20 protein-coding genes are annotated in these 20,669 nt (G+C 54.2%); 5 read left to right on the top strand and 15 right to left on the bottom strand.

Annotated features, from left to right (window positions below; genetic code table 11):
• Positions 1 to 328: 328 nt before the first annotated feature.
• Positions 329 to 1,252, bottom strand: a complete 924-nt coding sequence (gene lrhA / locus N5J69_RS04430; RefSeq protein ID WP_003854247.1) for a transcriptional regulator LrhA — start codon at positions 1,250 to 1,252, stop codon at positions 329 to 331.
• A 964-nt stretch (positions 1,253 to 2,216) separates the two neighbouring features.
• Between lrhA and N5J69_RS04435 the strand changes: the two genes are divergently transcribed.
• Both N5J69_RS04435 and yfbR read left to right on the top strand, forming a co-directional pair.
• Positions 2,217 to 3,434 (top strand): pyridoxal phosphate-dependent aminotransferase, encoded by a 1,218-nt coding sequence (locus tag N5J69_RS04435; RefSeq protein WP_033733369.1) that lies wholly within the window; start codon positions 2,217 to 2,219, stop codon positions 3,432 to 3,434.
• Positions 3,435 to 3,503: 69 nt separating this feature from the next.
• Positions 3,504 to 4,103: a 5'-deoxynucleotidase gene (yfbR, locus tag N5J69_RS04440; RefSeq protein WP_279768330.1), complete on the top strand. Its 600-nt coding sequence runs from the start codon at positions 3,504 to 3,506 to the stop codon at positions 4,101 to 4,103.
• Between the two features lie 29 nt (positions 4,104 to 4,132).
• Here yfbR and N5J69_RS04445 read toward each other — a convergent pair whose 3' ends face one another.
• The 3 genes from N5J69_RS04445 to yfbV all read right to left on the bottom strand — a co-directional run bounded on the left by N5J69_RS04445 (position 4,133) and on the right by yfbV (position 5,898).
• Positions 4,133 to 4,792: a sugar phosphatase gene (locus tag N5J69_RS04445; RefSeq protein WP_279768333.1), complete on the bottom strand. Its 660-nt coding sequence runs from the start codon at positions 4,790 to 4,792 to the stop codon at positions 4,133 to 4,135.
• A 13-nt stretch (positions 4,793 to 4,805) separates the two neighbouring features.
• Positions 4,806 to 5,300, bottom strand: coding sequence for a YfbU family protein (locus tag N5J69_RS04450; protein ID WP_279768335.1), 495 nt, complete (start codon positions 5,298 to 5,300; stop codon positions 4,806 to 4,808).
• 145 nt (positions 5,301 to 5,445) lie between these two features.
• The gene (gene yfbV / locus N5J69_RS04455; protein WP_013358580.1) at positions 5,446 to 5,898 is read right to left on the bottom strand and encodes a terminus macrodomain insulation protein YfbV; all 453 of its coding nucleotides are present in this window, start codon (positions 5,896 to 5,898) and stop codon (positions 5,446 to 5,448) included.
• A gap of 337 nt (positions 5,899 to 6,235) precedes the next feature.
• Between yfbV and ackA the strand changes: the two genes are divergently transcribed.
• Both ackA and pta read left to right on the top strand, forming a co-directional pair.
• A complete protein-coding gene (gene ackA / locus N5J69_RS04460) occupies positions 6,236 to 7,438 on the top strand; it encodes an acetate kinase (protein WP_279768337.1) in 1,203 nt (400 codons plus the stop codon).
• Positions 7,439 to 7,524: 86 nt separating this feature from the next.
• Positions 7,525 to 9,654 (top strand): phosphate acetyltransferase, encoded by a 2,130-nt coding sequence (gene pta / locus N5J69_RS04465; RefSeq protein WP_279768707.1) that lies wholly within the window; start codon positions 7,525 to 7,527, stop codon positions 9,652 to 9,654.
• A gap of 106 nt (positions 9,655 to 9,760) precedes the next feature.
• Here pta and yfcD read toward each other — a convergent pair whose 3' ends face one another.
• A complete protein-coding gene (yfcD, locus tag N5J69_RS04470) occupies positions 9,761 to 10,285 on the bottom strand; it encodes an NUDIX hydrolase YfcD (protein ID WP_279768338.1) in 525 nt (174 codons plus the stop codon).
• A 108-nt stretch (positions 10,286 to 10,393) separates the two neighbouring features.
• Complete coding sequence (gene yfcF / locus N5J69_RS04475) at positions 10,394 to 11,035, bottom strand: glutathione transferase (RefSeq protein ID WP_279768339.1); 642 nt, start codon at positions 11,033 to 11,035, stop codon at positions 10,394 to 10,396.
• Positions 11,036 to 11,217: 182 nt separating this feature from the next.
• Between yfcF and N5J69_RS04480 the strand changes: the two genes are divergently transcribed.
• Complete coding sequence (locus tag N5J69_RS04480) at positions 11,218 to 12,117, top strand: TIGR01777 family oxidoreductase (RefSeq protein WP_279768340.1); 900 nt, start codon at positions 11,218 to 11,220, stop codon at positions 12,115 to 12,117.
• Positions 12,118 to 12,152: 35 nt separating this feature from the next.
• Here N5J69_RS04480 and hisP read toward each other — a convergent pair whose 3' ends face one another.
• The 9 genes from hisP to folC all read right to left on the bottom strand — a co-directional run bounded on the left by hisP (position 12,153) and on the right by folC (position 20,586).
• A complete protein-coding gene (gene hisP, locus N5J69_RS04485; protein WP_279768342.1) occupies positions 12,153 to 12,926 on the bottom strand; it encodes a histidine ABC transporter ATP-binding protein HisP in 774 nt (257 codons plus the stop codon).
• Between the two features lie 8 nt (positions 12,927 to 12,934).
• Positions 12,935 to 13,651: an ABC transporter permease gene (locus N5J69_RS04490; protein WP_279768343.1), complete on the bottom strand. Its 717-nt coding sequence runs from the start codon at positions 13,649 to 13,651 to the stop codon at positions 12,935 to 12,937.
• On the bottom strand, positions 13,644 to 14,333 hold the full coding sequence (locus tag N5J69_RS04495; RefSeq protein WP_279768345.1) for a histidine ABC transporter permease HisQ: 690 nt from the start codon (positions 14,331 to 14,333) through the stop codon (positions 13,644 to 13,646). Before N5J69_RS04495 ends, N5J69_RS04490 begins: the two co-directional genes overlap by 8 nt.
• A 183-nt stretch (positions 14,334 to 14,516) precedes the next feature.
• Positions 14,517 to 15,299: a lysine/arginine/ornithine ABC transporter substrate-binding protein ArgT gene (gene argT, locus N5J69_RS04500; RefSeq protein WP_150010572.1), complete on the bottom strand. Its 783-nt coding sequence runs from the start codon at positions 15,297 to 15,299 to the stop codon at positions 14,517 to 14,519.
• A gap of 259 nt (positions 15,300 to 15,558) precedes the next feature.
• On the bottom strand, positions 15,559 to 16,128 hold the full coding sequence (locus tag N5J69_RS04505) for a UbiX family flavin prenyltransferase (RefSeq protein ID WP_279768348.1): 570 nt from the start codon (positions 16,126 to 16,128) through the stop codon (positions 15,559 to 15,561).
• A 112-nt stretch (positions 16,129 to 16,240) separates the two neighbouring features.
• The gene (gene purF, locus N5J69_RS04510) at positions 16,241 to 17,758 is read right to left on the bottom strand and encodes an amidophosphoribosyltransferase (protein ID WP_279768351.1); all 1,518 of its coding nucleotides are present in this window, start codon (positions 17,756 to 17,758) and stop codon (positions 16,241 to 16,243) included.
• A gap of 37 nt (positions 17,759 to 17,795) precedes the next feature.
• On the bottom strand, positions 17,796 to 18,281 hold the full coding sequence (gene cvpA, locus N5J69_RS04515; RefSeq protein WP_003854265.1) for a colicin V production protein: 486 nt from the start codon (positions 18,279 to 18,281) through the stop codon (positions 17,796 to 17,798).
• Between the two features lie 264 nt (positions 18,282 to 18,545).
• On the bottom strand, positions 18,546 to 19,328 hold the full coding sequence (gene dedD, locus N5J69_RS04520) for a cell division protein DedD (RefSeq protein WP_279768353.1): 783 nt from the start codon (positions 19,326 to 19,328) through the stop codon (positions 18,546 to 18,548).
• Positions 19,318 to 20,586 (bottom strand): bifunctional tetrahydrofolate synthase/dihydrofolate synthase, encoded by a 1,269-nt coding sequence (gene folC / locus N5J69_RS04525; protein ID WP_279768356.1) that lies wholly within the window; start codon positions 20,584 to 20,586, stop codon positions 19,318 to 19,320. The genes dedD and folC overlap by 11 nt, the downstream gene beginning before the upstream one ends.
• Positions 20,587 to 20,669 lie beyond the last annotated feature (83 nt).

A 20,669-nucleotide genomic window follows, 5' to 3' on the forward strand; every position in this document is an offset into this window, starting at 1 on the left:
CATATTTTGACAGGTCTCATCCTGTTTTCCTTCCCCTTCACAGGGGTATTTTCTTGATCCAGAACACACTTCTGTCCTTTATGCGTTAATTTTCTCCACTCGGGACGGCAATTCGGAACGTATGGTTCGTTTTTTCGGTCTTTACGTTTCAGTTCATTCAGGAGTGAAATTATTCAGGAGGGCAACGTCAGTGAGACATGTCGGCGAGAAGAGTCGGGGGGAGGCGCAGATATAAAAAAGCCTCTCATTCTGTTCAGGGAAGAGAGGCCTATTTATAAGCGTTTGTTAAGGCAACCACGCCGGTGTTGAGTACAACACGTTAGCGAAATTACTCTTCGTCATCCAGCAGCAGGGCACCGTCAGGATTATTGCTGAGGTTATACGGGTCATTGGTAGACTGCATGGCATTGAAGATAGCCAGTGCCAGTTCATTATCGCTGTCAGGGTTACGGCACAGCAGATACTGCGTATCCGGCAGGACCGGCAGCCCTTCTGCCGCACCCATAACGCGCAGTTCCGGGCTCATCATCTCTACCGGACGAGCTGTCACGCCCAGACCCGCTTTCACCGCAGCGCGCACGGCAGCCAGTGTGGAAGCAACGTAGGAGATACGCCACGGGATGCCCGCTTCGTTGAGGTGATCAATCGCCATATCACGGTAAGGACTTGGCTCATCCAGCAGAACCAAGGGAATGGCTTCGCCGCGCTGGAAAATATAATCCGCTGCGCAGTACCACAAGGTAGGTGAAGTACGCAGTACCTGATAGGTAAAGTTGCCCGGGCTGGAGGTCGTCACAACCAGGTCCACTTCACCCTGATTGAGCATTTCCATCATAAATGGATTGCGTTTAACCCGGACATCGATTGCCAGTTTAGGATAAACCGAGGTGACGCGGTTTAACAGGAACGGCAGAATAGTGTCAGAGGTGTCATCAGAAGCACCAATAGTCAGCACGCCCTGAATGTTGCTGTACATCAGAGAAGTACAAGCTTCGTCGTTGAAACGAAGAATTTTTCTTGCATAGCCTAAAAGCTGGATCCCGTGCTCAGTTAACAGCTTATTACGTCCATGTCTGGCAAACAGCTCTTTACCTACCAATTGTTCCAGACGCTGCATCTGCTGACTGACTGCTGACTGGGTTCTGCAGACCGCTGCAGCGGCCGCTGCAAAGGTATTCAAATCCGCAACGGCAACGAAAGTTCTCAGCAGATCGAGGTCGAGATTCAGTATCGGACGATTTGCATTAGTCATGTTTTTTCTTCACTTATAAGATTTTTACGAACTACTACCCTGGTGTTATTACAAGCTTATCAAAGTGATAAGCAGTAATGGTGCTCAATGTCAGTCCTGTGTGAAGACTGACACAAAAAAAATGTTTATGTGGAACCCGCACTGCTGACTCAGCTAAAAGGTCACGGTGCTCTCAAGACAGATACAACTTCTGAACCGATGGCGCTGGGGTGCGCAAATGCAGGAAGCTGCGTAATTGTCTGATTCCTGCCAGAAAGAATCGGTCAGGATAAAAATCACACTTTACGGGCCAGCAAGACGAAGCGGCCATGTGCATTAAATAATAAATTATACTTAATCATTTTTGACTTCAAAATGGAAATGATTTTGTGAAAAGCGCTGTAAATTTTGTGCTAAAGGCATTTCCAGCCCCTTATGCCACATTATTGATCACTTTTTAAGCCTTCAGCGTTCTGAAATTTAGTGAGAAAGTGTTAAGTACGGCTCCCGATAGTGATAAAACGCGGCCAGAAAGAGCGCCTCATTTGCTACTTTTCCGGCGATCACAAGGCCTTAAACGGACCACTCTTAAGCAACGTTAAGGCGTAGACGTTGCGTGAACGATTAACTTGTCCAAAAAATGAACATTTATAAAATATCGTTTAACTATTTCCTTAAGTGTATATTTCAGGCGCAAAGAAAAGCGCCCTTCCCCTTATTGCCAGAGGGCATTTCATAAAGTCAGAGCCATATGTGGTCTCAGTAGGGGTCTGGGTAGATTAAAATCTTCCTTTACGTGTAATTTCTGGCCTTATCAACTACCTGAAGCTTCAGTAAATATTTTTTACGCTACCCACCGTGCAAAAAGTTATCTAACCCGCCAAAACGGGGCGGCACCCTTCATTTGTGCCCGGGAGGAGAGTACATTGTGCTGGTTCGATTTCTGTGGCAGCCAAAAAGGATTCTGCCCGTTAAGGCGGTAACAATGACTTTTCAAATAGATAAATCCGGTAAGCTCGATAACGTCTGCTATGACATTCGTGGCCCGGTACTGAAAGAGGCAAAGCGCCTCGAAGAAGAAGGCAATAAAGTTCTTAAGCTGAACATCGGCAATCCGGCGCCGTTTGGTTTCGAAGCACCGGATGAAATTCTGGTTGATGTTATTCGTAATCTTCCCAGTGCTCAGGGCTATTGCGACTCCAAGGGTCTCTATTCGGCCCGTAAAGCGATCATGCAGCATTATCAGGCGCGTGATATGCGTGATGTCACCGTAGAAGACATCTACATTGGCAACGGTGTTTCAGAACTTATCGTGCAGGCGATGCAGGCGTTACTGAACAGCGGCGATGAAATGCTGGTACCGGCACCAGACTATCCGTTATGGACGGCTGCGGTTTCCCTTTCCAGCGGAAAAGCGGTGCACTATCTGTGTGATGAGTCGGCAGGCTGGTTCCCTGACCTGGATGATATCCGCAGCAAGATAACTCCGCGTACCCGCGGTATCGTGATTATCAATCCGAACAACCCGACCGGTGCCGTCTACAGTAAAGAACTGCTGTTAGAAGTGGTTGAAATTGCGCGTCAGCATAATCTGATCATCTTTGCCGACGAGATCTACGACAAGATCCTGTACGACGAGGCACAGCATCACTGTATCGCAGCCCTGGCCCCCGATCTGCTGACCGTAACCTTTAATGGCCTTTCCAAAACCTATCGTGTCGCCGGTTTCCGTCAGGGCTGGATGGTACTGAACGGGCCGAAGAAACATGCTAAAGGGTACATTGAAGGGCTGGAGATGCTGGCGTCTATGCGCCTGTGTGCCAACGTGCCAGCTCAGCATGCCATTCAGACGGCACTGGGCGGCTACCAGAGCATCAGCGAATTTATCATGCCTGGCGGTCGTCTTTACGAGCAGCGCCAGCGCGCCTGGGAGTTGATCAACGATATCCCTGGCGTCAGTTGCGTGAAGCCACAGGGTGCGCTCTACATGTTCCCGAAAATTGATGCCAAAAAATTCAATATCTTTGACGATCAGAAGATGGTGCTCGATTTTCTGCTTCAGGAAAAGGTGCTGCTGGTTCAGGGCAGCGCGTTCAACTGGCCGTGGCCCGATCACCTGCGCATTGTTACGCTGCCGCGTGTGGATGATCTGGAGATGGCGATCAATAAATTTGGTCGCTTCCTGCAAGGCTATCGTCAGTAATCGCGCCCGCGTATACTGACGCTATTTGGGGGGAGCCTGTCTCTCCCCTGCCTGCTAACAGGAACGCTCATGACACAAAGCCACTTCTTTGCTCACCTCTCCCGTCTTAAGCTGATCAACCGCTGGCCGCTAATGCGCAATGTGCGTACCGAGAATGTTTCTGAACACAGTCTGCAGGTCGCCATGGTGGCGCACGCGCTGGCCGTCATCAAAAATATCAGGTTCAGCGGCGCGCTTAACGCCGACCGCATCGCCATGCTGGCGCTTTATCACGACGCCAGCGAAGTGCTCACCGGTGATTTACCCACTCCGGTTAAGTATTACAACGCACAGATTGCCCACGAATATAAGAAAATCGAGAAGATTGCCCAGCAGAAACTGATTGAGATGCTGCCTGAAGAGTTTCAGGCGATCTATCGCCCATTGATCGATGAGCATCTGCACAGTGAAGAGGAGCAGGCGGTAGTGAAGCAGGCTGATGCGCTTTGTGCGTACGTAAAGTGTCTTGAGGAATTGTCCGCCGGTAACAACGAATTTTTACTGGCCAAAGCGCGGCTGGAAAAAACCTTAGCGCTGCGGCGTTCGCCGGAGATGGATTACTTCGTTGAGGTGTTTATTCCGAGCTTCAGCCTGTCGCTGGATGAAATTTCGCAGGATACGCCCCTGTAAGCCCGACGGTTCTGCCGCCGGGCCTTCCCTTAAGCCTGCTGACTGAAGGTGAAACTGCCGTCAGACTCGCGGGTTATCACCAGCGTTGCCAGTGATTCGAGCTGAAGCGCCACGTCATCCAGACGCGGTGTTTCCGCAGGGGCATTAATGGCAATCACCGCACAACCGGCGTTCAGGCCCGATAAAATACCCGCGGGGGCATCTTCTGCCACGACGCATGAGGTCGCCGCTAACCCGAGCTTCTCTGCGCCCAGCAGGTAAGGATCGGGCTCAGGTTTGCCTTTGGCGACCTGCTCAGCGGTAATGAACACCGCGGGCTTGGGTAATCCTGTCGCTTTATGACGCGCATGAGCGACCGGCACCGACCCGGATGTGACGATTGCCCAGGGAATCTGCAGTTCGTTTAGCCGGTTCAGCAGCGCGTGAGCACCTGGCAGCGCCTGCACGCCGTCGGTGTCTGCCGCTTCAGCCTGCTCCAGTGCGACAAACTCTGCCTGGATAGCCTCTTCCGACTGGCCTGCCATGAAATGACGCAGAGAGGTGATTGCCTGTTTGCCATGAATGAAATCCAGGATCTCATCAGCGGCGATCCCATGACGGGCACCCCACTGGCTCCAGGCTCGTTCAACCGCTGGCAGTGAGTCCACAAGCGTGCCGTCTAAATCAAATAGAAAACCTCTGTAGGTCACGCGCTCCTCCTCCTCAGGCATTAATCACTTGCGCAATTTCGTTTGCACTCAAATGGTACTGGCGCGGACAAGTCTGCCACAAAGCTAACATCCGTTGATACTTTTCCCACATCGGGGTCTGCGCATTAAAACCGTGAGTACCGGAATCGAAGTGGGTATAACGCCCTTCCGTATTGACCATAAAACGGACGTAACCCAGCAGGCGTGCTTCCGTTGCCGCATCAAAGCCCAGAAAAGCGAGACGGCGCTCTTCAACCTGACTTTTCTCTTTCAGGTTCGACCAGGAGACGTGCAGAGCGTGATGCATTTCCATAATGTCGATCACTGTGCGGCAGATCGTTTCACTGAGTTCGCCAAACTCTTTGTCCAGCTCGCGCATCTGGAGCGCATAACCGCGTTCGATAATGGTCTGGTAACGGCGAAAACGCTCCGCATTTTCCGGCTCAAGCATGGCCATCATTTTATACTGGTTGGTAAGAATCAGACGCTGCGCGTGGGTCATTTCCATTATTCACTCCCGGTCAGAGACCGCTCAGTTAATCAACAATGGCGAAATGATTGCACAGCGTTAGCGACACGGAAATCGCCGTATCGCCTTTCTTTGATTTAGCCGCAGGTTAGCGGTAATTATTTTACCGCCAGCCTGGAACGGGTCAGAGATCGTCGAGGAAGGTGCGGTCGAGTTGTTTAAATGCCCGCTTCAACAGGTCGGCCAGCGCCTGATAGGTCGGCTTGCCTTCTACCGGTGCTATCGCCTGCCCCGCTTCTTCGAGGCGGGCACGTACTTCATGAAACCAGTTAAGCAGCGTCGGCGGCAGTGGCGTCACTGAACGCTTACCCAGCCACCATAATCCCTGCATCGGCAGACTGCAGGCAAACAGCGCCGTCGCCACGGCCGGACCTAACTGACCGCCCATTGCGATCTGCCAGGTCAGCGTAAAAATCGCCAGAGGTGGCATAAAGCGAATGGCGAAACGCGTTGCTGATGAAACGCGATTTTCCGGGAACACCGGCGCCAGGCGCTTATCAGCGGGCCAAGTCTTCATATAGTGCTGGCCGCGCTGAAACATCCGAAACCAACTGGTACTGCCAGATTCATTCGCCATGGCTCACCTCAACTCATTCTGTAAAAATTAAAAAATAGTTATAACCACACAACTTTACGTAACATCCTTCAATTATTTTTGTCTTTGAAGGTGACTCCAGCTATTCTGACGCCGTTTTTACACCTTTCCGGGAGCAAAATGCGCCGCTGGGAAGAGGTCTGAGCCCTGTTTCGACAAGGCAATCATCAAATTTTCGCGTAAGATTACCGAAATTTTTTGCGGAAAAGCAGATTTCTGTCTACCGCATGATGTTTGTCATTAATCTACCAGCTTTCATGGGCTACGCTGTTAGTCTGATTGCGTTTTATTTAGCCACTCTCAAAAAATAGGTACTTCCATGTCGAGTAAGTTAGTTCTGGTTCTGAACTGTGGCAGCTCTTCCCTGAAGTTTGCCATCCTCAACCCTGCCAGCGGTGAAGAGTTCCTGTCGGGCCTGGCGGAATGTTTCCACCTTCCTGAAGCCCGCATCAAATGGAAACTGGAAGGCGAAAAACAGGAAGCGCCTCTGGGTGCTGGCGCAGCGCATAGCGAAGCGCTGAACTTTATCGTTAAAACCATTCTGGCACAAAAACCTGAGCTTTCGGCACAAATTGCTGCAATTGGCCATCGTATCGTTCATGGTGGCGAGAAGCTGACTCAGTCAGTCATCATTACTGAAGACGTGGTACAGGGCATCAAGGACGCCTCTTCTTTTGCACCGCTGCATAATCCGGCTCATCTGATCGGTATTGATGAAGCGATGAAAAACTTCCCTCACCTGTCGGATAAGAATGTCGCGGTATTTGACACGGCTTTCCATCAGACAATGCCGGAAGAGTCTTATCTCTATGCGCTGCCCTACAAACTTTATAAAGAGCATGGCGTTCGTCGCTATGGCGCGCATGGCACCAGCCACTTCTACGTGACGCACGAAGCCGCTAAAATGCTTAACAAGCCGCTTGAGTCACTGAACATTATTACCTGCCACCTCGGCAACGGTGGTTCTGTTTCTGCCATTCGCAACGGCGAATGCGTTGACACCTCTATGGGTCTGACGCCGCTGGAAGGTCTGGTGATGGGAACCCGCAGTGGCGATATCGACCCGGCCATCGTCTTCTTCCTGCACGATACGCTGGGTATGAGCGTTGACGCCATCAACAAACTGCTGACCAAAGAGTCTGGCCTGTTAGGTCTGACCGAAGTCACCAGCGACTGCCGCTACGTAGAAGATAACTACGCCACCAAAGAAGATGCGAAGCGCGCCATGGATGTCTTCTGTCATCGCCTTGCGAAATATATCGGTAGCTACACTGCTCTGATGGATGGCCGTCTTGATGCCGTGGTGTTTACTGGCGGCATCGGTGAAAACGCTGCGATGGTACGTGAACTGTCACTGAAAAAACTGGCACTGCTGGGCTTTGACGTCGATCATGATCGCAATCTGGCGGCCCGTTTTGGTAAGTCAGGCTACATCAATAAAGAAGGCACCCGCCCGGCGCTGGTGATTCCGACCAACGAAGAGCTGGTCATCGCCCAGGACGCCGCGCGTCTGACTGCGTAAAACACTTCTCTCCGTCAGCTCAGGCTGACGGAGTTGTTTTTGACACCCTGCCACGACTGAGAGGTTCAAACGTGTCACGTACAATTATGCTCATTCCGACCGGCACCAGCGTCGGCCTGACCAGCGTCAGCCTTGGCGTTATCCGCGCGATGGAACGTAAAGGCGTTCGCCTTAGCGTCTTTAAGCCGATTGCTCAGCCGCGTGCCGGCGGCGACACCCCGGATCAAACCACCACCATTATCCGCAAAAACTCCTCGATTCCTGCTGCAGAACCGCTGCAGATGTCACGTGTTGAGTCACTGCTGGGCTCGAACCAGCAGGATGTGCTGATGGAAGAGATCATCTCCCGTTACCACGCCAACACCAAGGATGCGGAAGTGGTGCTGGTTGAAGGGCTGGTCCCGACCCGCAAGCATCAGTTCGCCAACGCGCTGAATTATGAGATCGCCAAAACCCTGAACGCGGAAATCGTCTTCGTCATGGCGCTGGGCAACGACTCCCCGGCACAGCTGAAAGAGCGCATTGAACTGACTCAGAGCAGTTTCGGCGGTCAGAAGAACAAAAATATCACCGGCGTGATCATCAACAAACTCAACGCGCCGGTTGACGATCAGGGACGTACCCGCCCTGATCTGTCAGAAATCTTTGATGACTCCTCAAAGGCCAGCATTGCCAATATCGATCCTAAGCAGCTGTTCTCTGACAGCCCGCTGCCGGTGCTGGGTTGCGTACCGTGGAGCTTTGATCTGATTGCCACCCGCGCAATCGATATGTGCCGCCACCTGGATGCGCGCATCATTAACGAAGGCGAGATTCAGACCCGCCGGGTGAAATCAGTCACTTTCTGCGCCCGCAGTATTCCTCACATGCTGGAGCATTTCCGTCCTGGCTCACTGCTGGTGACATCAGCTGACCGCCCGGATGTGCTGGTTGCCGCCTGTCTGGCCGCGATGAACGGCATTGAGATCGGCGCTATCCTGCTAACCGGTAACTATGAGATTGACGATCGCATCGCCCGTCTCTGCGACCGCGCCTTCCAGACCGGCCTGCCGGTGTTTATGGTGAAAACCAATACCTGGCAGACCTCACTGAGCCTGCAGAGCTTTAATCTTGAAGTGCCCGCTGACGATACGCAGCGCATCGAGAAAGTGCAGGAATATGTTGCCAGCTACATTAATGCCGAGTGGATTGACTCACTGACCGCCACATCTGAGCGCAGCCGTCGTCTGTCACCCCCCGCGTTCCGCTATCAGCTTACCGAGCTGGCACGTAAAGCGGGCAAACGCGTTGTACTGCCCGAGGGCGATGAGCCGCGTACGGTTAAAGCGGCTGCTATCTGCGCTGAACGCGGTATCGCCACCTGCGTCCTGTTAGGCAACCCGGATGAAATTCAGCGTGTCGCAGCGGCTCAGGGCGTTGAGCTGGGCAAAGGGGTTGAGATAGTTGACCCGGAACAGGTTCGCGAAAACTACGTGCCGCGTCTGGTTGAGTTGCGTAAGAGCAAAGGCATGACCGAAGTGGTCGCCCAGGAACAGCTGGAAGATAACGTGGTGCTTGGCACCATGATGCTGGAGAGCGGCGAAGTGGATGGCCTGGTGTCAGGTGCAGTCCACACCACCGCCAACACCATTCGTCCGCCATTACAGCTGATCAAAACCGCGCCTAACAGCTCACTGGTTTCCTCGGTGTTCTTTATGCTGCTGCCGGAGCAGGTGCTGGTCTACGGTGACTGCGCCATTAACCCGGATCCAACCGCAGAGCAGCTGGCGGAGATCGCTATTCAGTCGGCTGATTCTGCCAGTGCATTCGGTATCGACCCGCGTGTGGCAATGATCTCCTACTCCACCGGTACGTCAGGTGCAGGCAGCGACGTCGAGAAAGTGCGTGAAGCAACGCGCATTGCGCAGGAAAAACGTCCTGATCTGGTGATCGACGGTCCGCTTCAGTATGACGCCGCGATCATGGAAGATGTGGCGAAATCAAAAGCGCCAGATTCACAGGTTGCCGGTCGCGCCACCGTGTTTATCTTCCCGGATCTCAACACCGGTAACACCACCTACAAAGCGGTACAGCGTTCAGCCGATCTGATTTCCATCGGACCGATGCTGCAGGGTATGCGTAAGCCGGTCAACGACCTGTCGCGTGGTGCGCTGGTTGATGACATTGTCTACACCATCGCCCTGACGGCTATTCAGTCCCAGCAGGCTGAAGGTTAAGCAAGAGGCAGGAACGGAAAAGGCATGCCACAGGGCATGCCTTTTTTTCGCCGGTACGACAGCTGCACGCGTTAACGCAGGCCGTTACGCATTAACGCGCCCGTGCTCAGGCCCGGTTGTCGCCGTTGCGGCTCATCCATAGTGAGAGCGCTTTCAGCGAATCGTCGGTGAACTCATCACAACGCGCGGTGATCTCATCGGGCGTCATCCAGATAATCTCATCAACTTCCGATTCCTGCATGGCGAATGGCCCGTGTGACACACAACTGAACAGACCGCCCCAGACACGGCAATGCTCATCTTCGAAGTAGAATTTGCCGTGTTCAGCAAACGGCACTGCGGCAATCCCTAACTCCTCTTCTGCTTCACGGCGTGCAGATTCCAGCATATCTTCGCCGCTCTGCACCACGCCGCCCGCGGTTGCGTCCAGTTTGCCCGGCATAAAATCTTTTATTTCGGTGCGACGCTGTACCAGAATCTTGCCCATACCGTCATGAACCACAATATAGGTGGCGCGGTGACGCAGACACTGAGCACGCATCTGCGCACGTGTCGCCTGAGCAACGACTTCATTCTCTTCGTTTACAATATCAACCCACTCGATGCCGTCACCCGCAGTTTGATCCACCATCAGTAACCCTTTCCTGTTTGGCGTACAGTTGTGTACGCAGTTTGCCACGTCGTTGTTTTTATGTGGCGTAAGGTAATCACTTCCGCCAGCCTGAGCAAGCCCTGGCGGTTACCGATTTTTACCACTTTCTGCTAACCACTGTTGTACCGAGGCTCGCTGCCACTGAAACTCAGCATAATGCTGCAGACGGGCAGGCAAAGGATCGCCATGTAACACCAGACGGTTAAGCATGACCGCCAGATCGGTATCCGCAATGGACCATTCACTAAACAGATTCTGTTGCCCCTCGGGCAGCAGGCGATCGACAGCGATAACCAGTTTGTCCACCGCCTGCTGCGCTGACGCAGTCAGTGGCGCAAAGCGTTCACCGGCAAACAGCACTTCTGTCGGGCGTTCCTGACGGATCCACAGGAAATCACTGCGCAGCCACGCCTGAATCTCACGGGCACGGGCGCGCTTTTCCCGGTCGCGTGGATAGAGACGCTCAAATTCGGGTGCCGGAAAACGCTCTTCGAGATATTCGGTAATGGCCGAGGATTCGCTCAACAGAAAGTTATCAATCTGCAGGGTCGGCACCCGGCAGGTCAGCGACAGTTCACGGTATGCCGCGGCATATTGCTGATTCTGCGACAGATCGACACGTTTCAGCTGAAAAGGTATCCCTTTCTCGGTAAGAGCAACGTAAGCCGACATGGCGTAAGGACTGAAAAATGATGAATCTGACCACAGGGTGATGGACGGATAATTCATCGGTTACCTCAATTGGCTGTCAGGGTTGCATCATGTTTACCGATTTTTTTTTGCGAAGGCAACGCTGAGCTGCTCCGATCTCTGACGCCGGAACACGAAAGCGCGACGCGACTCACTCTGGAATGGCGCGACTCTTCTATGCTGAATGGTGCAAATAACAAAAACACCAGGAGAGCCGCAACATGCACATTCTAATTACCGGTGGCACGGGACTGATTGGCCGTCATCTGATTCCACGCCTGCAACAGCTGGGGCATCAGATCAGTGTCGTGACTCGGGACGTGGTCAGCGCACGTGAAAAACTGGGCGAGAACGTCGCGTTCTGGTCAGGCCTGGCGCAACAGTCGAATCTGGATATTATCGATGCGGTAATTAATCTGGCAGGTGAACCCATCGCCGACAAACGCTGGACGGAGCCGCATAAACAGCAGCTCTGCGAAAGTCGCTGGCAGATCACGGAACAGATCGCTTCCCTGATCAACGCCAGCACAACGCCACCCTCCGTATTGATTTCAGGTTCGGCCACCGGCTTTTATGGCAATACCGGCGACCTGGTGCTGACCGAAGAGGATCAGGGGCAGGATGAGTTTACCCATCAGCTCTGCGCACGCTGGGAGCAGTTGGCGCTCACCGCTGAAAGTGAACGCACCCGAGTCTGCCTGCTGCGCACTGGCGTGGTGCTGGCCCCCGAAGGTGGCGCACTCAGTAAAATGAAGCTGCCCTTCAAGCTCGGCATCGGCGGGCCGATCGGCAGCGGCAAGCAATATATGCCGTGGATCCACATTGATGACATGCTTAACGCCATTCTCTGGCTACTGGATCATCAGGATCTGCGCGGTCCGTTTAATATGGTCGCCCCTTATGCCGTGCGCAATGAGCAGTTTGCCGCCACGCTGGGCCAGGTTATGCACCGCCCGGCCTTTATGCGCACGCCTGCCAGCGCCATTAAACTGATGATGGGCGAATCGTCGGTACTGGTGCTGGGAGGACAGCATGTGCTGCCAAAACGACTGGAAGCCTCAGGTTTTAGCTTCCGCTGGTACGATTTGCAGCAGGCGTTGCAGGATGTGGTGAAGCATTAGTGTGAAGCCCGCGCCTTACCGGCGCGGGCGCAGGACTACTTCAGCGACCCCTTGAGGAACTGCTGCAGACGCGGGCTTTTCGGGCTGCCGAATACGTCCGCAGGCGGCCCCTGCTCTTCAATTTTCCCCTGATGCAGGAAAATCACGTGGCTGGAGACATGACGGGCAAACTCCATCTCGTGGGTCACAACCACCATGGTTTTGCCCTCCTCCGCCAGCTTTTGCATGATACGCAGCACTTCCCCGACCAGCTCCGGATCCAGCGCGGAGGTCGGTTCATCAAACAGCAAAACCTCTGGCTCCATCGCCAGCGCACGCGCAATCGACACACGCTGCTGCTGACCACCGGAGAGGTGCACCGGATACTTCGCCTGTGCACGCGCATCAATCCCCACTTTATCGAGGTAGCGGATGGCCCGCTCACGGGCTTCGGCTTTGCTCAGCCCCAGTACCTGAATTGGCGCTTCCATGACGTTTTCCAGCACCGTCATATGACTCCAGAGATTGAAGTGCTGGAACACCATGGTCAGACTGGTGCGCAACGCGCGCAACTGCTCTTTGTCAGCGACCTTGAGCTGACCATCTTTATCACGGACCAGCGTAATGTGTTGGTTGTTGACCACGATAGTGCCTTCACTCGGTTTTTCGAGGAAGTTAATGCAGCGTAAAAAGGTACTTTTCCCTGAACCGGACGATCCAATAATACTGATCACATCGCCCGCTTTAGCAGTTAACGAGACCCCTTTCAGCACTTCATGTTCACCGTAACGTTTATGCAATTCGGTGACGCTTAATTTATTGTCAGCCATAGTTCTACTCAATGCGATGAAGAGGGTTTCACGTGGGCCAGCCAGCGACGTTCCGCCAGGCGGAACAGGCTGATCAACACGTAAGAGATAATCAGGTACAACACCGCCGCCAGACCAAAGGCGGTAAACGGCTGATAGGTTGCCGAGTTAATATCCCGCGCCACTTTCAGCAGATCCGGCACCGTCGCGGTGAAGGCCAGCGCCGTAGAGTGCAGCATCAGAATCACTTCGTTGCTGTAGGCCGGTAAAGCCGTACGCAGCGCGGAGGGCAGAATGATGCAGCGATAAAGTTTAAAGGTGGAGAAACCGTAAGCCCGTGCTGCCTCGATCTCACCATGCGGTACTGAGCGAATCGCGCCCGCAAAGATTTCCGTGGTGTAAGCACAGGTATTCAGGGTGAAGGCGAGCAGCGTACAGTTCAGGCCGCTGCGGAAAAAGGCGTTGAGCAGCTCAGTGCCTTTGACAATTTCAAGCGTGTACATGCCGGAATAGAAGACCAGCAGCTGCACATAGAGCGGCGTGCCGCGAAATACGTAGGTGAAAAGCCAGACCGGAAAACTGATAAACCGGTTAGGCGAAACCCGCGCTATCGCCAGCAGAATCGCCAGACAGCCACCAAGAGTGACCGAGAGGATTAACAGCCACAGGGTAATAGCAACGCCGGTAAAACGGTATCCGTCCGTCCAGAGCAGCGATTTCCAGTACTCCTGAATAATCTCAATCATAGCTCGCCCTCTTCACACCGACCGTATAGCGACGGTTCAGCCACCACAGCACGCCGTTCGACAGCGTGGTGAACACCAGATAGATCACACCGGCTACAATAGCGAAGTAGAACGGCTGCCAGGTACTTTTCCCAGCCAGCTGCGTCGCCTTCACCACATCTTCCAGCCCCAGCAGCGAGACCAGCGCGGTGGCTTTCAGGATCACCTGCCAGTTATTACCGATGCCCGGCAGCGCATAGCGCATCATGGCCGGAAACAGAATACGGCGGAACACCTGCGCGCCAGTAAAGCCAAACGCAGTGGCCGCTTCAATCTGCCCTTTAGGTACCGCCATAAAGGCACCGCGGAACGTTTCGGTGAAGTAAGCACCATAAATGAAGCCGAGCGTGATGATACCAGCGACCATCGGGTCGATATCGAACTGCGCCATGCCCAGCGCATCGGTGACCTGGTTGAGAACAATCTGCAGACCGTAGAAGATCAGCAGCATCAGTACGAGATCGGGTACGCCACGAATCAGCGTGGTGTAGCCTTCAAAAATCATCGCCAGTGACCGGCTGCGCGACAGTTTCGCGCCTGCGCCAATCAGGCCCAGCAGCACTGCCAGCACGACGGAGGTGAGCGCCAGCTCCAGCGTGACCAGCGTGCCCCGAAGAATTACATCAGAATAGCCATACAGCATCGAGAGGGTCCTGTCGTGGGGTGAAAACGAAACGCTGCCCGCAAGCGAGACGGGCAGTTTAGCTCTGCCTCTCCAGTGTGAATGCCATTCGCCAGACAGCCTGTCCGCTTTCCGCGCCAGGCAGAACCGACTCAGGCCCGGCAAAACGGCAGCCGGGTCACAGAGGGCAAAGCGACAGGATGGTTAGTCGCCGTACACATTGAAATCGAAGTATTTCTTCGCAATCTTGTCGTAGGTGCCATCTTTACGCATGTCAGCAAAGGCTTTGTCGATGGCAGCTTTCAGTTCGCTGTCATCTTTACGCAGCCCCATACCGGTTCCGACGCCAAAGATTTTGTCATCTTTCACGGCCGGACCGGCGAAGGCGTAGTTTTTACCAACCGGCTGTTTCAGGAAACCTTCGCTGGCCTGCACTTCATCCTGGAAGGCCGCATCAATACGACCGGCGTTCAGATCCTGATAAACCAGGTCCTGGTTAGCATAAGGGGTAACGTTCACCCCTTTTGGCCGCCAGTTCTGATTCGCGTAGGTTTCCTGGGTGGTGCCCTGCAGCAGACCGATGTTTTTGCCTTTCAGCGACTCAATGGTCGGCTCAATTTTCGATCCCTTCGGGGCCACTAAACGCGCATTCGCCGCGTACAGTTTTTCCGAGAAGGCGATCTCTTCCTGACGTTTTGCTGTGATGGAAAGTGAGGAGATGATGGCATCAATTTTCTTCGCTTTCAGCGAAGGGATCAGCGCATCAAAGTCGCTTTCAACATAAGTACACTGGGTATGAATACGTTTACAGATTTCGTTAGCGAGGTCGATATCGAAGCCCACTAACTTGCCTTGCGCGTCTTTCGACTCAAACGGTGGGTAAGTTGGATCAGTACCGATGCGGATTGAACCCGGAACAGCTGCAAAGACGCTGGCAGCACTGGTTAAGCCCAGCATCAGGGAAAGAGCCAGAACACGCTTTTTCATAGATTACCCTCAAGTGAAGTGCTTTTTGTTATGTGGTTCGTGATGTGTTTGCGCAAAGTAATTTGCATGTTTCATGCCAGTTCTGCAAGTTATTCACGCAGTTAGCGTGACGTCAGACAGGCGAAAACGCTATGTTTGTGAGGGGAATATAGCAGTGAAGTAAAAGAGAAAAAGCGACGATGTTAACTTTTGGTGCGTCAAATATGCGAAGAGTGATCCGAGGCGCGCTTATGCACTAAATAAGTGCGCCAGCGGAACTTTATGCACCCTGCCAGCGCATAAAAAGATCTTCCGGTAATTCAATATCAAACTGGTCGATTACCCGGTTAACGGTCTGATCGATAAGCTGATCGATGGTTTCAGGCCGATGATAAAACGCCGGCACGGGCGGCATGATAATCGCACCCAGCTCGGCGGCCGTGGTCATCATACGCAGGTGGCCGACATGCAGCGGGGTTTCGCGCACGCACAACACCAGCTTACGCTGCTCTTTTAACACCACGTCAGCCGCACGGGTCAGCAATGAGTCACTGTAGCTGTGTACGATGCCCGACAGGGTTTTCATTGAGCAGGGTAAAATTGCCATGCCCAGCGTTTTAAACGAGCCCGACGAGATATTTGCTGCAATATCGCGCACGTCATGCACCACATCGGCCAGCGCCTGCACGTCACGCAGCGAATAGTCGCTCTCCAGCCCCAGCGTCTGACGCGCCGCCTGGCTCATGACCAGATGCGTTTCTACCCCTTCCACCTGCTGCAACACCTGCAGCATGCGCACGCCATAGATCACCCCGCTTGCGCCGGAGATGCCAATGATGAGTCGTTTCATATTCCAACCTTATGTCAGCCAATGCGCCATCATACGCGGCCAGCGGGTTTCTGAAAACAAACAGGGCGGGATTGCTCCCGCCCTGTTTTATGCTGTCCTGCGCCGATGGCTATCAGCCTTCGTTATGCAGCTCAAGGTTTTCGACTTCGTTCTGTCGCTGAAGCGCTTTGGCATCATCATTGCGCAGCGACTCCAGATATTCGAGATACTGCTGGTCGACATCTTTCGTCACGTAAACGCCGTTGAACACCGAGCACTCAAACTGGGCAATGTCCGGGTTCTCTTCACGTACCGCTTCAATCAAATCGTCCAGATTCTGGAAAATCAGTGCGTCAGCTTTAATCAACTGACGAATCTCTTCCACTTCGCGGCCGTGCGCAATCAGTTCGGTGGCGCTTGGCATATCAATGCCGTACACGTTCGGGAAACGAATTTCCGGGGCCGCTGAGGCCAGATAAACGCGTTTCGCCCCGGCTTCACGCGCCATCTCAATAATCTGCTCTGAGGTGGTACCGCGCACGATAGAGTCATCCACCAGCAGCACGTTTTTATCACGGAATTCAGCGCGGTTAGCGTTGAGCTTGCGGCGCACCGCGCTGCGACGTAACTGCTGGCCTGGCATGATAAAGGTACGGCCAACGTAACGGTTTTTCACGAAGCCCTGACGATAAGGCTTGTCGAGAATACGGGCGATTTCCAGCGCGATATCGGTTGAGGTTTCCGGGATCGGGATGACAACGTCGATATCCAGATCTTCCCACTCGCGGGCAATTTTCTCACCGAGCTTGGTGCCCATACGGACACGGGCGCTGTAGACCGAAATCTTGTCCAGGAAGGAGTCGGGACGCGCAAAATAAACGTACTCGAACAGGCATGGATTGCTTTTCGGGTTTTCAGCACACTGGCGGGTCGAAAGCTGGCCCTCTTCGGTGACATAAACCGCTTCACCCGGTGCAACGTCACGGATGAACTCAAAGCCCAGCGTATCCAGTGCGACGCTCTCGGAGGCGACCATATATTCGGTGCGGCCATCGGCGATAACGCGCTTGCCCAGCACCAGCGGACGGATACCGTTAGGGTCACGGAAGGCGACCATGCCATGGCCGATAATCATCGCGACGACGGCGTAAGCACCGCGCACCTGCTGATGTACGGCAGCCACCGCAGCAAAAATGTTGTCAGCTTCCAGGGGATCGTTTTGAAAACGATCTAACTCCTGCGCAAAGATGTTCAGCAGGATCTCAGAATCTGATGTGGTATTAACGTGACGACGACCCTTTTCAAACAGGTGCTTACGCAGCTCATGGGCGTTGGTCAGGTTACCGTTGTGCGCCAGGGTGATGCCATACGGGGAGTTTACATAGAATGGCTGCGCTTCAGAGGCACTGGAACTGCCCGCGGTTGGATAACGCGCATGACCAATCCCCATATTGCCCTGCAGTCGCTGCATGTGACGTGCTTCGAAAACGTCGCTGACCAGGCCGTTTGCCTTTCGTAGGCGAAAACATTTCAGCGCATCGATAGTACAAATGCCTGCGGCATCCTGCCCGCGGTGCTGGAGCACCGTTAACGCGTCATAGATCGACTGGTTGACCGGCATGAAACCGGTGATACCGACAATACCGCACATGTTGTCATTTCCTCATTTAGCCGCACACCCGGTCACATCACCGGGGTAAAAAACTCGACGTGCTCTTCAGGTAATCAAAGAACCACCTGATGATATAACTGAACTCGGGAATGAGTTGAGACTGTTGCCAGTCCGGACTTTTGGAAAAGCCAGTGAATGTATCAAGGAAGAACAGCAAAGCGGCTACGATCAGCACACCACGCAACGCCCCGAAACAGACGCCCAACACCCGGTCGGTTCCCGACAGGCCGGTTTTTTCCACCAGCGTGCCGATAACGTAGTTCACAATGGCACCCACAATCAGGGTTGCCACAAACAGCACACCGATGGCGATACCGTTACGAACCAGTTCGTCGTCAAAACCTGTAAACCAGACTGCAAGGTAGGCGTAGTAATGACTGGCGACAAAAAACGCGCATCCCCAGGTAACAAGAGATAAGGCTTCCCGGACAAACCCACGGACCAGGCTGACCAGAGCCGAAAAACCAACTACCGCAATAATGACGTAATCAATCCAGATCATGAACTCTTCCAGCGCCAGTGCAATTGCACCCCTGCATCCAGTTCGGGGCGCATTCTAACAGAAAAAGAAAACGTTTGCGTAGCGGTTTTCTTTTTCTGCATCCATAAAAAAGGCGATGAAAAAAACCGTCATCGCCCGGGTCATTCTCAGCCGGACAGACCGTTGAAAATCGTCACTATTTTATGCGGCAGCACACGTTAAACGCACTGCCAGCCGGGCGAAAGGCGCTGCCTGTTACTGCTATCGGCAGCGCCTGCCACGGGCTTAGCGGGCGCTGTACGGTTTCACCACACCGCCCAGTCCTGAGATGTTTTTCAGCTCACCCACTGCGCCTTGCATCTTCGCCTTTGAGGCGTCCGGCCCGACGTAAATGCGGGTGATCTGACCCTGTACCGGCGTTGATGGCACGGTAAAGGCGCGATAACCCGACAGCCGCAGCTGCGCGACAATCTCATTGACTTTGCTCGCGTTCTTCAGCGCACCCAGCTGCACCACATAAGCCTGTCCTGCCGGTGCCGTTGACTCCGCCGCTTTAGGCGCTTCTTCCTGCTTCGGCTGCTCAACCACTTTTGGCTGCTCAACGGGCTTAGATTTTGGCTGCTCGACGGTTTTTGGCTTCGGCTGTTCGACCGGTTTCTGTTTAGGCTGCTCAGTCACTTTAGGCTTCTGCTGCTCAACGGCTTTCGGCTTCGTCACCGTCTGTGCGGGCACAGACTGATGAACCGGCGGCGGCGAGACAACGACCGGATCGCTCTCTTCTTCCGGCTGCGTCCGTCCCTGCTCTGCCGTGGCATTGGCTTTGCCATTACCATTACTGCTATTAACGGCACTGCCCGCGCCTTCCGGCGGCTGAGCGGGCAGCGACTGGGTTACCGGCGGCACCATTTCGCTATCCTGCTGATCGTCCGGTTTTGGCACCAGCGGAATGGCAGCGAACTCCTCTTTATAATGCTTTTTCTGACCATCCAGCAGCCCTGGCAGTACAATCACGCCAACGGCGACCAGAATAACGGTGCCGACTAAACGGTTCTGAAACTTACTCGCCACGTCCTTTCTCCGTTTCAATCGATTCCATGACCTGTGCCACCGTGTGGAATGAACCACAGACCAGCACAATGTCCTGCGGCGTAGCCCGCTCGCGTGCCTGCTGCCAGGCGAGTTCAACTGAGTCAAAGGCCTCGCCCTGCGGCAGCGCGTTCAGCAGCTGCTCTGCACTGGCACCGCGCGGACCGTCAAGCGGTGCGCAGTACCAGGCGTCCACTGCCGGTGCTAATGCCGCCAGCGTACCGGCGATATCTTTATCATGCAGCATACCCACCACCGCGTGCACTTTGCCGCGTGTCGGCAGTGCCGCCAGACGCGACGCCAGATAGCCTGCCGCGTGCGGGTTATGGGCAACATCCAGAATCACGCGTGGTGATTCACTGATGGTCTGAAAACGCCCTGGCAGCATTGCCAGCGGCAGGCTGGCGCGGATCTGCGCCTCACTGACCTCAAGCCCTGAAACCCGCAGCGCCACCAGTGCCGTCGCCGCGTTAGGCAGCGGCACCTGTGGCAGCGGCAGATCGTTCAGCTCACCCTGCGCATCACGCAGCGACCAGCTTTCAGCCTGGGTATGCCAGGACCAGTCGCGGTTGCGCTGTAACAGCTGAGCGCCTTTATCCTGTGCGACCGCTGCGATGCTCTGCGGCATATCGGGTTCACCCACGACCGCAGGTTTCCCCGGCCGGAAGACACCCGCTTTCTCGCGCCCGATGCTTTCGCGATCCGGGCCCAGCCAGTCGGTGTGATCCAGTGCAATGCTTGTGACCACGGCGACATCGGCGTCCACGATGTTGGTGGCATCCAGACGTCCGCCGAGGCCGACTTCCAGGATCACAACATCCAACTGCGCCTGGCGGAACAGATTCAGCGCAGAGAGCGTGCCAAATTCGAAGTAGGTCAGGGAAATATCTGCCCGTCCGGCTTCAATCTCCGCAAAGCTGGCGCAGTGCTGCGCTTCACTCAGCTCCTCTCCCTGCACCCGGACGCGCTCGGTGTAACGCACCAGATGCGGCGAGCTGTAGACGCCCACGCGGTAGCCCGCAGCGATCAGCAGCGTTTCCAGGGTACGACAGGTGGTGCCTTTGCCATTTGTACCGGCCACGGTGAAGACAAAAGGGGCGGGTTTCAGCAGATCGAGACGAAGTGCTACCTGACGAATACGGTCCAGACCCAGTTCGATAGCCTGAGTATGCAGGTGCTCAAGATAATAAAGCCACGTGGCCAAAGGCGACGTGGCTTGAGGAAGGTGAAGATTGTCCATATGTCCCGTTTTTCTTATTTATACCTGTCAGACTGGTGCTGCGGTATACGGTGCATTGGTAAGAGGCGCTGTGGACGCGCCTC

Source organism: Pantoea sp. GD03673 (genome assembly GCF_029844725.1).
In the GTDB taxonomy this organism is placed as follows: Bacteria; Pseudomonadota; Gammaproteobacteria; order Enterobacterales; family Enterobacteriaceae; genus Pantoea.